This window comes from Pseudoalteromonas sp. NFXS53 (assembly GCF_056629255.1).
In genome coordinates, this window is sequence record NZ_JBWVBR010000005.1 from 35,831 (window position 1) to 48,409 (window position 12,579).

Genomic DNA, 12,579 nt, shown 5'->3' on the forward strand with positions numbered 1-12,579 from the left:
GCTGCGTATTTTATTTGTGAAGGATATCTGTCCTTACCACTTAGATTCAACTAGCCCCTCCTAAGCAATTGTTGTAAAATACGCGCGTTTCTAAGCAACCCCTATTAGCAAATTTGAGGAAAACCTGTGAGCGAGAATAAACAGTCTCTTAGCTACAAAGACGCTGGCGTTGATATTGATGCGGGTAACGCACTAGTTGAGCGCATTAAAGGCGTAGTGAAAAAAACTCGTCGCCCAGAAGTAATGGGTGGCATCGGTGGTTTTGGTGCACTATGCGAACTTCCAACTGGTTATAAAGAGCCTGTATTAGTTGCTGGCACAGATGGTGTTGGTACAAAACTTCGCCTTGCTATCGATCTTAAAAAGCACGACACAGTAGGTATCGACCTAGTTGCAATGTGTGTAAACGACCTTATCGTTCAAGGTGCTGAGCCACTATTTTTCCTTGACTATTATGCGACAGGCAAACTAGACGTTGACGTTGCTGCTGACGTAGTAACAGGCATTGGTAAAGGTTGTGAGCTTTCTGGCTGTGCACTTATCGGTGGTGAAACTGCTGAAATGCCGGGTATGTACGAAGGTGATGATTATGACATGGCTGGCTTCTGTACTGGTGTTGTAGAGAAATCAAAAATCATCGACGGTACTAAAGTAGCAGCTGGCGACCAGCTTATCGCTCTTGCTTCAAGCGGCCCTCACTCAAACGGTTACTCGTTGATCCGTAAAGTACTAGAAGTATCAGGCGCAGATACAAATTCAGAATTCGAAGGCAAAACATTAGGCGAGCACCTAATGGAACCTACGCGTATCTACGTTAAGTCTATCCTAGAGCTATTAAAAGACGTAGATGTACATGCGCTTTCTCATATCACTGGTGGTGGTTTCTGGGAAAACATTCCGCGCGTATTACCTGAATCTGCAAAAGCAGTTGTTAAAGGTGATAGCTGGCAATGGCCTGCAGTGTTCAACTGGCTACAAGAAAACGGTAACATTGAAACACACGAAATGTATCGTACATTCAACTGTGGTGTTGGTATGATCTTAGTTGTTCCTGCAGACAAACTTGAGCAAAGCCTTGAGATCTTAAAAGCACAAGGTGAAGATGCGTGGCACATCGGCGAAATTCAAACTGCAGCAGCAGGCGAAGAGCAAGTAGAAATCATTGGTGGTGCTGAGTAATGTCAGCATCGCGTATTGTTGTTTTGATTTCAGGCAGCGGGTCAAACCTGCAAGCCATTATGGATGCTTGCCAAAGTAAGCAAATCAGTGGTGACGTTGTGTCTGTTATCAGCAATAAGGCCGATGCTTACGGCCTAAAACGCGCAGAGAACGCAGGCATTAAAACCTGTGTTCTTAGCCATAAAGATTTCGCATCACGCGAAGACTATGATGCACAACTTGCACAATTAATTGACTCTTTTAACCCAGATCTAGTTGTATTAGCTGGATTTATGCGTATTCTTACTCCTAGCTTAGTGCAAAAATTTAAAGGAAAAATGTTGAACATTCATCCTTCTTTGTTGCCTAAGTATCAAGGGCTGAATACCCACCAAAGAGCAATAGATGCAAAAGACGACGTGCATGGCGTAAGTGTCCACTTTGTAACAGAAGAATTAGACGGTGGACCTGTTGTTTTACAAGCTAAAGTTCCAATTTTAGCGGATGATACAGCAGAGTCACTTGCCCAGCGGGTTCACGAACAAGAACATATAATCTATCCTTTGGCGGTCCAATGGTTCAGCGAACAAAGACTAACAATGGAAGCAGACTATGCCGTTTTTGACAATCAACCCCTTCCACCGCAAGGCGCGCACTACCCAGAATAAAAATATTAGCGCTTGGTTTATTGCACTAAGCGCTATTTTCTCAACATCGGTTTTCGCCGACACAATTACTCCCTATCGCGCAGAATATGAAGTTAGCCGCAAAGGTTCAGTTCAAGGCAGCGCACTTCGTGAATTAACAAAGAACGCTGACAATACATATATACTCACTTATCAGAGTGATATTGAGTGGATGATTTTCTCTGATGAGAGAAACGAACGCGCAAAGTTCAGAATAAGCAACAATCAGGCTATTCCTCTTGAATATGCAATGTCACGAAAAGGTACCGGACCAGACAAGCAGTACAATCTGGTATTTGATCAAAGCAAGAAACAAATCTTCTCAAATAAAAAGAAACATCCGCTGAAAGTTGACTGGAAAGCTGAGCAAAAAGATTTACTCACTTATCAATTTCAATTACGACAAGATCTAAAAGCAGGAAAAACTTCATTTAGTTATCCGATAATAGATAAAAATGGCAATCAGCGTAATTATGATTTTGAAGTGGATGGAAAAGAAACCATTACATTGCCGATCGGCAATGTTGAAACAATCAGAGTTAAACGTCTTTATGATAATAACAAAAGACAAGCAACAGCTTGGTTTGCCCCAGAATATGATTATTTACTTGTAAAAATGTATAAGGGTAAAGAAGGGATTGAACAATTCCAAGTCCAACTAAAACAGTATGACAAATAGAGTGACCTCACCGAGATAACAAAAAAGCCAAGCATTCGCTTGGCTTTTTGCTTTTTTAACACAGCAAATTACTAAATTTTTTCGCCTAACTTAAATAAAGCAAATTCACCAGGCTCCATCTTTTTCCATTGTTCATCGTTAGTGAGTGGGCGGGTTGCAATCACAGTAACCACGTCGTTTGGTGTCGTCTCTTGTTGGAAATCAACAACCATATCTGCATCAATTAAAGTCGCTTTACCAAAAGGTGCTCTACGGGTTATCCAATGCAAATTATTTGTACAAAAAGCCAAAACAAACACACCATCTGTCAGTAGCATGTTGAAGACGCCCTTCTCTCTTAATTCGTTAGCGAGCTTGGCAGCATAGCGAAACACCGACGCCATATTCGAAGGACGTTTTGGATACTTCTCGCGGATTTTGTCTAAGATCCAACAAAATGCCAGCTCACTGTCGGTATTGCCAACAGGTTTATAAAATTCTGGTTTTAAATCTTGGTAATTCGAAAGTTGTCCATTGTGTGCATAGGTAATTTCACGACCCCAAAGCTCTCGCGTGAACGGGTGTGTGTTCTCTAAACACGTACGACCTCGATTACCCTGACGAATATGGCTAATTACCGAAACACTTTTAATCGGGTAAGCTTTAACTAGTTTCGCAATTTCAGATGTGCAACTCGGCTCAGGATCTTTAAATGTGCGACATCCTTTACCCTCATAAAATGTAATACCCCAACCATCTTTATGCGGTCCGGTATTACCACCGCGCTCTAATAGACCAGAAAAACTAAAACAAATGTCTGTAGGCACATTGGCTGACATGCCAAGAAGTTCACACATTCACAAAATCCATAAAAACAAAATTGAAACCCGCCATATTATGACAGTATTCGAAAAGGGTTAACACTAGGAAAGTTAAGGTTTATATAACCAATTAATCGAGCTTATAAAAAAGCCCCGCGAAGTACGGGGCTGGTTGGGAGAGTTTTTTAATTGATTATAAGCCGAATACCACTTTTTCACTTTTCAGCATGCGGCTGCTTAGGTAACTAAACACACCGAATAACCCTAAAGTGACCAATGTTGATAAAGCCAGTTGTGCGACAGGAATATCATTACCTTTGATAAATTCAATCATGGCGTATTGTTGTGCCGCGATTGGTAGCCACTGTACAACGTCTGTCGCGATATCATAGGTCGTTACCATACTCAGACCCATAGGTACGAATAAAACCATGGTTACATAGGTTTGCGCTTCTTTGAACGACTTAGCCATGAACGACACAAACACTTGCAAACTTGCTGACATCAAGGCAATTGGTAAACCAATCACAAAACAGAACAACATAAATTCAATGCTCAAATTAACACTAAAACCAAGCTGCTCCCAAGGCACCATGCCATAAGCAAACTTTGAAACCACTAAGATAAGAGCCAAACCTAACATCGAGAATGTGGCAATAGCACCTGATTTAGCAAGCACAATTTGCAGTGTACTGATCGGGTGACTTAAAAGAAGTGCGATTGAATTACGCTCACGCTCACCAGCACTGGTATCAATGGCTAAGTTCATCGCCGCATAAAACAGAGTAAGTACAATAGATAGTGTCGCAATACCTAAGAACATACCACCTTTAGAGTCAGGCGTTGCTTGATCATGTACTTGTACATCAACCGCTCTCATAAGCGTTGGATCAACACCTCTTGCCAATAGACGTAAACCTGCTACTTCAGAGTTATAACGTGCGAGTGAACGTTCTAAACGAGAAATCGACTTACGCAACTTGTCATTAGACTTATCTGCAATCACAGTCACAGTTGCAGGGCGGCCTTCAGACATTTTTTCTGCAAAATCATCGCTAATCTCTAGTAAAATATCTTTAACGTCTTCGCCTGTACCATGCACAATTTCTTTACTTTCAAGATACTGAACTAGATTAGGAGCTTGCTCTGCGTTTTTAATAGTAATTTTTAAATCTTCTGGTGACGCAAATTGCTTTAACATCACTGAAAATAGTAGACACATAATGATGGGTGTACCAATAGCATAGTACAAACCGGCCATTACCGAACGCTTATCACGGCTTGCATCCAATACTTCTTTTTTAAATAAAACTGACAGTAACTTCATCATGCTGCAATTCCTTCATCACTACCGATTAATTCAATAAACGCTTCTTCTAGGCTTTCTTTACCAGTTCGCTCGCATAATTCAGTTGGCGAGCCTTCTGCCACAACTTGCCCTTTCGCCATTACCACAACATGATCACACAGTGCGGCCACTTCTTGCATTACATGGCTTGAGAACAACACGCAGTGACCTTGCTCTTTCAGCATCAATAGTAACTCGCGAAGAATACGTGTGCTCATTACATCTAATCCACGTGTTGGTTCATCTAGAATGATATTGGTTGGCTTATGCACAATTGCTTGTGCCAACGCCGTTTTCATATGCTGACCTTGAGAAAAGCCTTGGCAGCGTCTGTCAGCAATGTCGTCCATTTTTAATTTACTTAAAACATCTTGGGTTGCAGCTTTTGCAGCACCCGTTTCCATGCCACTAAGTTCAGCATAGAATTGAATGTACTCACGCGGTGTCAAGCGCTCGTATAAACCACATGGATCTGGAAACAAACCCAATTTTTGTTTTGCAGCCATCGGCTCTTTTGCGACATCAATACCATCAATCTCCGCATTGCCACTGTCAGCTTTTAATAAACCAAATACAGTACGTAAACAGGTGGTTTTACCTGCACCATTTGGCCCCAGTAAACCTGTGATTTTGCCATTTTGTGCAGTAAAGCTCAGGTTATTCATGGCTTTTACTGAACCGATTTTCTTTTCTAAGTTATTTACAGAAATCATCTCTTACTCCTTTTCACTCGATTCAGAATCACTGTCTACATGTAATGCAACACCATTTAAGTTCATAAAAAACTGTTTGCGATTGTCTTTTTCTAAACAAGTCGCGTCTAATTCTTCAGTCCCACTCGAGTCAATAAACTTACCTACAATACTCGCAGCACAGGTTTGTGATACCACACCATGCGTTGCACTCTCAGCAACTAGGTGTTTTGCGTTACTCATGTCTACCATTGCCATTTCAGCCCAACTTGCTGGTGTAGCCGGATCTAGGCCACCTGATAATAAGAGCGTAGGAATATCTGTTTTAACTGGTTCATAGAAAGATTTATCAACCGGTTTGGTATCCCAAATAGGACATGCGATATCAAAGCCTTCAATCATCACTCGTCCCATATAAGCTTGGCCATGCTCTGCGCGAGAGTCATCGGTTAAGCTTGGCCAATCTTCTGAGCACACAATCGCGCTGTGCATACCCATCGCCATGCTGTCCATCATATCGGTTGATGAAAGTAGACCTACAATCGGTGAATAATCACCGTTCAATGCTTCACTAATTGCTAAAGGTACTAATGCACGTGTGGTGTGACTGTATAAGGCCATACGGACAGTGCTAAATACCTTCATTTTGGTCAGTACTAAGTTTATCTTCTTGTGCGTTCTTGGATGACGAACAGTTGTTTCAATCCCTTGTTCATCTAATTGCTCAAGTAACTTATAAAAGTTCGCTTTAAGGTTTGGGTAATTTTTTGAGCAATTTTCATCTGCTTCACATCTATCAAGTAAAGCATTCATCGAATCATCAATCGCCTTACCTATCGCTGTTAGGCTTTGCTGCATAGGCACAACACCATCTAGCGTACTGGTAAGCACTGACCCCGGAAATTGACGAGTATATTCTTGCGCTATACGTGTACCATATGACACGCCGTATAAGTGGAGCCCTTTATAACCTAACGCTTCTTTAACTGCTTCAAAGTCTTTTGCCGCTGCAACAGTTGAATAATGAGATAAATCAGTATTCAGTTTGTCTTTACACTTTTGTGTGTCTTCTTTACCAAAAGCAACCATGTCTTCGGTCAAATCATTAAACTCAAATTGAGATATTAAGTCTGCTCCATCACATTGCAGTTTATTAGATTTACCTGTGCCACGTTGATCAACTAATAATATATCTCTAGATTCACGTGCAAAGCGTAGGTTTCTATCAAAAATAACCGCTAAGTCCATGGCTGACTGACCTGGGCCACCAGCAAAACCAAGTACGGCTTCATCTGGTTTACTTGGCTTGATTGCAGGAATGATCGCAAAATGAATGTCGATTTCACCGTCCGCTGGGTTGTCTGAAACTGGCTGCTTAATGCTGCCGCATAATAATCTGTCATCTAAACCCTTTGCATAACATGGAGTAAGTTCTGGTTTTACTTTGTTTTCTTGCTCTGCAATAGCTGAAGATGAAAGCCCCATCATTAACGGCAAAGCCGCTAACTTAAAAAGACCTATTTTTGTCATGTTACTTCTGCTCATCATTGAGTTCCTTGTTGCTTTTTACACACACTATGATACTTTTAACTTAGTGTATTGGTGTATTATTGTATTAATACAGTGAGTTCAGATTAATGCTAGAATTTATTAATGTCAACCCCAGTAGTGGCGATCCAATTTATAAGCAGTTACACGAGCAAATCGTTCGTTTAATTGTTGGTGGCCAAATACAAGCTGGAGAAGAGTTGCCATCCGTTAGAAAAATTGCAGAATATTTCACCGTGAACCCGATGACAGTGTCACGGGCTATTGGCATGCTTGTAGATCAAGGTTGGTTAGAAAGGCGAAGAGGCCAACCTACACGAGTTGCAGAGCAGCAACCTCAATCATCAGAACAAGGTCAAACACTTCTTTATGAAGGGGTAGATCAACTAATACAGCAGGCAAAACAGCTTGGTGTAACCGTGAACGAACTAAATGAGATAATCTCACAAAGATGGGAGCAATAATAATGACAACCGCCCTTTTAGAATATAAAAACGTTCATAAGATATTTAATCAAAACATGGTGTTAAAAAATATCGATCTAATCATAGAGCCTGGTATGGTTGTGGGTTTGCTTGGCAAAAATGGGGCTGGTAAAACAACCCTTTTGCGCAGTGCCCTTGGGCTTATTGAGGTAGATACGGGCGAAGTATTTACACTCGGGGAAAACCCGACTCAATTAAATACAGAATTAAAGTCACAAGTTGGTTATGTGCCCCAACAAGCTTTTGGATATGAAGGTTTTTCGATTAGAGAAGCGTTAGATTTACACTCAAGTTTTTATAGCGAGTGGGATAATACACTCGAGCTAGATTGGCTAAAACGTTTTGAATTAAATCCTGATGATATGGTTGAAAACCTATCAATTGGCCAACGCCAAGCACTTGCTTTAATCATGGCTATGGCATATAGGCCTAAACTACTTATTTTAGATGAACCTGTGGCCAGCTTAGACCCAATCGCACGTCGAGAGTTTATGCTTGATCTTTTTGACCTATCGCTCGAATCAGGCTCAGGTGTGATCTTCTCAACACATATCACTTCAGATATTGAACGAGTCGCAACCCATGTTGCACTTGTTAAAGACGGTGAAATCAAACTCTTTAACGAATTAGATGAACTTAAGACTTCTGTACGGAAAATCAGTTTCTCCAACGAAACGTCGGTCAATTTAAGTGACTTTGATATTCTTAACAAAAAGCATAACGCAGCAATCATCTCGGGTTACCAAGACCAAGATATTGCTGGTGTAAATCATGTTTCGACATTATCTCTTGAGCAGTTATTTGTGGAGTTGCACGCATGAGTAATACGCTAAACCGCACTTGGCATAAAGGATTTTATGCCTATTGGTTCAAAGAGTGCGGCAGCTTAAACTACCTGCTACCCATGTTTATTTTTGTCATTATCAGTGTTCTTGTTATGGCGAAAGGGGTAAGCGAGGCGCTGCCATTTACAATCTGTTTTACCAGTATTTGTGCTTTCGCTTCAGTCTCTTGGCAAAGCATTCGCCTGCAAGCCACAGAGTGGCATAGTTTGGTACCAGGTTACACAGAGCACATAGTCAAACAAGGCAACATCATTATTATTGCACCACATGTGATTTTGATCACAACTGCCATTATTTTTGAACAATATGACGTACTTAAATTGCTAAGTGTCTCAGTTTTAATAGGCACTTTGTTTTATTTAAAGTGCCGAGTTACGAGCAAAATGTTTAACTCGAGTGCCTATTTTTTCTTTGCAATAATTGGTTTTACAGTTGCTTTTAAAGAAGTACCTACTTGGTTAGCCGTTTTAGCTGTGATCTTAAACATTAATTTAGTGCTGTTTAGAAAGCACTTTGGTACAGCGTTCAAATGGCAAGCTCAAGCGCTCGTTGACTATAAGCATGCACTTCAATCAGGTTGGTCTCCTATTCCTAAAGGTTTTTTAAAGGGATATGGACAAGGATTAAATAAATTCTTTTTCCCATTGAGCTATTTTATGGGCCGCTCGCTCATACAATACACTGTACTCGTGCTAATCATATTTGTTGCCTTACTTACCTTAAATTACTTTTATGTAGCGGGCAGACCTAGCTTGTTTATATTTTCTAATCTTGTGTGCATTCTTGCTTTTATGATCTTATGGACAAGAATACAGAGGCAACAAGCATGGGGAACATTGATCACTTTACCGATTTATAGCAGTGTCAATGAAGCGAAAACAGCCTATGCAAAAGCATGTGAAAAGTATGCCCTTTGTATACTTGCTTGCTCTTTGTCACTGGCTGGAACCATAGAGTTTCTCAGATTCGATGAACCGAATTTCAAATTTACCGCTGCTTATGCATTGGTCAATACAGCTGGCGTACTCTTATGTTTTTCAGTGGGTAACTATTGTAAAAAGACCGCTTTCTTTAGTATTGCTCTGGTCTTTACATTGGGTTTTGTACTGGCAATTACTGGAGTTGTAGTTGAAACAGAAGAGGTCTCAACAGGGAGTCTTGGTTTAGCTTGCTGCTATTTTATTGTTGCCTGTTTTGCAAATCGAAATTCATCTAAACAATTATATACCAACCTTTAGTCAATATTTGTCTCAATTTAAGCGGTCTATATGGCCGCTAACTTATAGATTCAGACAAAGGTTCATATCTACACAAACTTTTAAACTCCCCCAACGTCAGCGAAATAATGTTGTTGAAATGTATACGCTGTTACGCGAATGTTCCACTCCAACACTACATATAAATTTTTCTTACCTTTATGAAAGTAGTTGCCGCATAGATAGCTGGAGCTGTGCTCGGGGTTATCAGCATCTTTTCCTTACCTCAAAATAGCTCAATTGATCAAATGGATTAGTATGAGATGACGTAACAACACATATAAAAAACCCGAGCTGAGCTCGGGTTTTCACAATTAAAAGCTAAAGTGTATTACTTAGCAGCCTTTTTCTTTTTTGGCTTATCTTCTTCAACCCATTTACCGTTTTCATACGTTGCTTTCCAGCCTGTCGCTTTGCCTTCCACTTCTGTCATTACATACTGAGTCTTGGTTTTACGCGAATAGCGAACAACGGCTAAATTGCCTTCTGAATCTTTTTCAGGTGCATCAGCAAGGTAATAGAACTTAGGTGAAATTCTATCTCTGAACTGTTTTAGCTCCGCGACTTTAGGCGCACGTGTCTCCCTTGATTTAGGGAATGTGTGTGCCGCTAAGAAAATACCCGAGGCACCATCACGTAATACAAAATACGCTTCAGACTTTTCACAAGGTAGTTCTGGTAAATGAACGGGATCTTCTTTTGGTGGCGCTGGCTCACCGCTCTTCAGAAGTTTACGCGTGTTTTTACAGTCTTCGTTGGTACAACCAAAATACTTGCCAAATCGACCAGATTTAAGCTGCATCTCTGAACCACATTTATCACAGTCAATAACAGGGCCATCATAGCCTTTGATCTTAAACGTGCCTTGTTCAACAATATAACCGCTACAACCTGGGTTGTTACCACAAACATGAAGCTTACGGGTTTCATCAATTAAGTATGAATCCATCGCCGTTTCACAAATTGGGCAACGTTTCATCTGCATTAGGGTTTCAGTTTCAACGTCTTCTACATCTGCCGCAACCGCTTCATCACCGGAAACCAAGTTCATCGTTGTCGTACAACGCTCTTTCGGCGGTAAATTATAACCTGTACAACCTAGGAAAACCCCTGTAGAAGCCGTGCGAATACCCATCTTGCGATTACAGGTCGGACAATCAATATCCGTCTCAACCATAACGTTCTGACGCATACCGCCATTTTCTTCGTCACCACCAGCAACTTCTAACTGCTCTTTGAAATCAGCGTAGAATTTATCAAGTACCTGAGTCCAGATACGCTCGCCTTCAGCGATGTCATCTAAGCGTCCTTCCATCTTCGCGGTGAAGTCGAAGTTCATTAGATCGTTGAAGTTCTCTACTAATCGGTCAGTAACGATCTCACCCATTTTTTCAGCAAAGAAGCGACGGTTTTCAACGCGTACATAACCACGGTCTTGAATGGTTGAAATAATTGCTGCGTATGTTGAAGGACGACCGATACCACGCTTCTCAAGTTCTTTTACTAAACTAGCTTCAGAGTAACGTGCAGGTGGCTTAGTAAAGTGCTGCTTAGGGTCTAAAGCCACTAGGTCAACAATATCGCCCACCGCTACCGCTGGTAGTGATTGATCTTCTTCATTTTTCTTACGAACTGAAGGCTGTACTTTAGTCCAACCATCAAAACGTAGTACTCGACCACGAGCTTTTAGCGTGTAATCACCCGCACCAACCGTAATGGTTGTTAAGTCGTATTCTGCTGGTGTCATTTGACACGCTACGAATTGACGCCAAATAAGCTCATATAGCTTTTTAGCATCAGCATCAACGCCTTCTACATGACCTGATAATACATTTACATCAGATGGGCGAATTGCTTCGTGCGCTTCCTGCGCATTGCCTTTTGCACTGTATTTAATCGGATTCTCTGGCAAATACTTATTACCAAAGTTGTCAGTAACATAGTCACGACACATTGCAACAGCATCATTCGAAAGGTTGGTTGAGTCGGTACGCATATAGGTAATGTAACCCGCTTCATAAAGACGCTGGGCCAACATCATGGTTTTCTTAACACCATAACCTAAACGTGTACTTGCAGCCTGTTGCATTGTCGATGTAATGAATGGCGCACTTGGCTTACTCTTGCTTGGCTTTTCTTCTACTTTAACAACGCTTAATGAAGAAGATTCGATTGTATTAACCGCTGCCATAGCTTGAGCTTCGTTCACTGGCTTAAACGCTTGGCCTTGGAACTTAGTGACCGCAAAGCGAACATCTTCAGCTTTGGTTTTTGTATCAGCGTGAATATCCCAATACTCTTCCGGAATAAACGCTTTGATTTCACGTTCACGTTCTACCAGAAGCCTTACTGCAACTGACTGTACACGGCCCGCAGACAAACCACGAGCGACTTTCTGCCATAATAAAGGCGAAACCATGAAGCCAACAACACGGTCCAAGAAACGGCGCGCCTGTTGCGCATAAACCATATCAGTGTTTAGTTGACCTGGCGCTTCGAAAGCTTGCTGAATCGCATTTTTGGTAATTTCGTTGAAAACAACGCGCTTATACTTTTCTGGCTCACCACCTATGATCTCTTCAAGGTGCCAAGCAATTGCCTCTCCCTCTCTATCCAAATCGGTTGCGAGATAGATGTGGTCAGCATTTTCTGCGAGTTTTTTAAGTTCTTGTACGACTTTTTCTTTGCCTGGAAGTACTTCGTAATGTGGCTCCCACCCTTTTTCAGGATCGATACCCATACGAGCGACAAGATTCGCGTAATCTTTGTTCTTCTTATATACGGCTTTTTCTTCCGGCGACATTTTTCTTACTTCTGCCGGAGACTTGGTCGCAACCCCTTTTGTTTTGCCTGCACCTGAGGTCGGAAGGTCGCGCACATGACCTACACTTGATTTAACAATGTAGTCTTTGCCTAAGTATTTATTAATTGTTTTCGCCTTTGCAGGTGACTCTACAATTACTAACGATTTGCCCATAGCTGCCTATTCTGACTCATCTTGGTGTATGCCCATCGGGCGTGAATATTTATAGGTATATCTACAAACACCTATTGTTACAAGCTTTTAATACAAAGTTTTAGC

General features: G+C 41.3%; 11 protein-coding genes. 6 read left to right on the plus strand and 5 right to left on the minus strand.

Annotated elements, in window-relative coordinates:
• Positions 1 to 126: 126 nt before the first annotated feature.
• The 3 genes from purM to AC1HJP_RS07460 are packed head-to-tail and all read left to right on the plus strand — an operon-like array spanning position 127 to position 2,523.
• Positions 127 to 1,179: a phosphoribosylformylglycinamidine cyclo-ligase gene (gene purM / locus AC1HJP_RS07450; protein WP_058029576.1), complete on the plus strand. Its 1,053-nt coding sequence runs from the start codon at positions 127 to 129 to the stop codon at positions 1,177 to 1,179.
• Positions 1,179 to 1,826: a phosphoribosylglycinamide formyltransferase gene (gene purN, locus AC1HJP_RS07455; RefSeq protein ID WP_480361269.1), complete on the plus strand. Its 648-nt coding sequence runs from the start codon at positions 1,179 to 1,181 to the stop codon at positions 1,824 to 1,826. The genes purM and purN overlap by 1 nt, the downstream gene beginning before the upstream one ends.
• Positions 1,771 to 2,523 carry a DUF3108 domain-containing protein gene (locus tag AC1HJP_RS07460; RefSeq protein WP_480361270.1) on the plus strand — a complete coding sequence of 251 codons (753 nt, stop codon included), beginning with the start codon at positions 1,771 to 1,773 and terminating at the stop codon, positions 2,521 to 2,523. Before purN ends, AC1HJP_RS07460 begins: the two co-directional genes overlap by 56 nt.
• Positions 2,524 to 2,594: 71 nt before the next feature.
• Here AC1HJP_RS07460 and AC1HJP_RS07465 read toward each other — a convergent pair whose 3' ends face one another.
• The 4 genes from AC1HJP_RS07465 to AC1HJP_RS07480 form a co-directional block, all read right to left on the minus strand.
• On the minus strand, positions 2,595 to 3,359 hold the full coding sequence (locus AC1HJP_RS07465) for a class II glutamine amidotransferase (protein WP_480361271.1): 765 nt from the start codon (positions 3,357 to 3,359) through the stop codon (positions 2,595 to 2,597).
• Between the two features lie 157 nt (positions 3,360 to 3,516).
• Entirely contained in the window at positions 3,517 to 4,653 is a 1,137-nt protein-coding gene (locus AC1HJP_RS07470; RefSeq protein WP_480361272.1) for an ABC transporter permease, read from the minus strand.
• Positions 4,650 to 5,384 (minus strand): ABC transporter ATP-binding protein, encoded by a 735-nt coding sequence (locus AC1HJP_RS07475; protein ID WP_480361273.1) that lies wholly within the window; start codon positions 5,382 to 5,384, stop codon positions 4,650 to 4,652. Before AC1HJP_RS07475 ends, AC1HJP_RS07470 begins: the two co-directional genes overlap by 4 nt.
• Before the next feature lie 3 nt (positions 5,385 to 5,387).
• On the minus strand, positions 5,388 to 6,908 hold the full coding sequence (locus AC1HJP_RS07480; protein WP_480361397.1) for an alpha/beta hydrolase: 1,521 nt from the start codon (positions 6,906 to 6,908) through the stop codon (positions 5,388 to 5,390).
• 92 nt (positions 6,909 to 7,000) lie between these two features.
• On the opposite strand from AC1HJP_RS07480, the gene AC1HJP_RS07485 reads away from it, so the two are divergent.
• Genes AC1HJP_RS07485 through AC1HJP_RS07495 form a run of 3 tightly spaced genes read left to right on the plus strand, consistent with a single transcriptional unit; the run spans position 7,001 to position 9,479 of the window.
• Positions 7,001 to 7,375, plus strand: a complete 375-nt coding sequence (locus AC1HJP_RS07485; RefSeq protein WP_138482962.1) for a GntR family transcriptional regulator — start codon at positions 7,001 to 7,003, stop codon at positions 7,373 to 7,375.
• A gap of 2 nt (positions 7,376 to 7,377) precedes the next feature.
• A complete protein-coding gene (locus tag AC1HJP_RS07490) occupies positions 7,378 to 8,217 on the plus strand; it encodes an ABC transporter ATP-binding protein (RefSeq protein WP_480361274.1) in 840 nt (279 codons plus the stop codon).
• The gene (locus AC1HJP_RS07495) at positions 8,214 to 9,479 is read left to right on the plus strand and encodes a hypothetical protein (RefSeq protein ID WP_480361275.1); all 1,266 of its coding nucleotides are present in this window, start codon (positions 8,214 to 8,216) and stop codon (positions 9,477 to 9,479) included. Before AC1HJP_RS07490 ends, AC1HJP_RS07495 begins: the two co-directional genes overlap by 4 nt.
• A gap of 349 nt (positions 9,480 to 9,828) precedes the next feature.
• On the opposite strand, the gene topA is transcribed toward AC1HJP_RS07495, so the two are convergent.
• Positions 9,829 to 12,474, minus strand: coding sequence for a type I DNA topoisomerase (gene topA, locus AC1HJP_RS07500; protein WP_480361276.1), 2,646 nt, complete (start codon positions 12,472 to 12,474; stop codon positions 9,829 to 9,831).
• Positions 12,475 to 12,579: the final 105 nt, after the last annotated feature.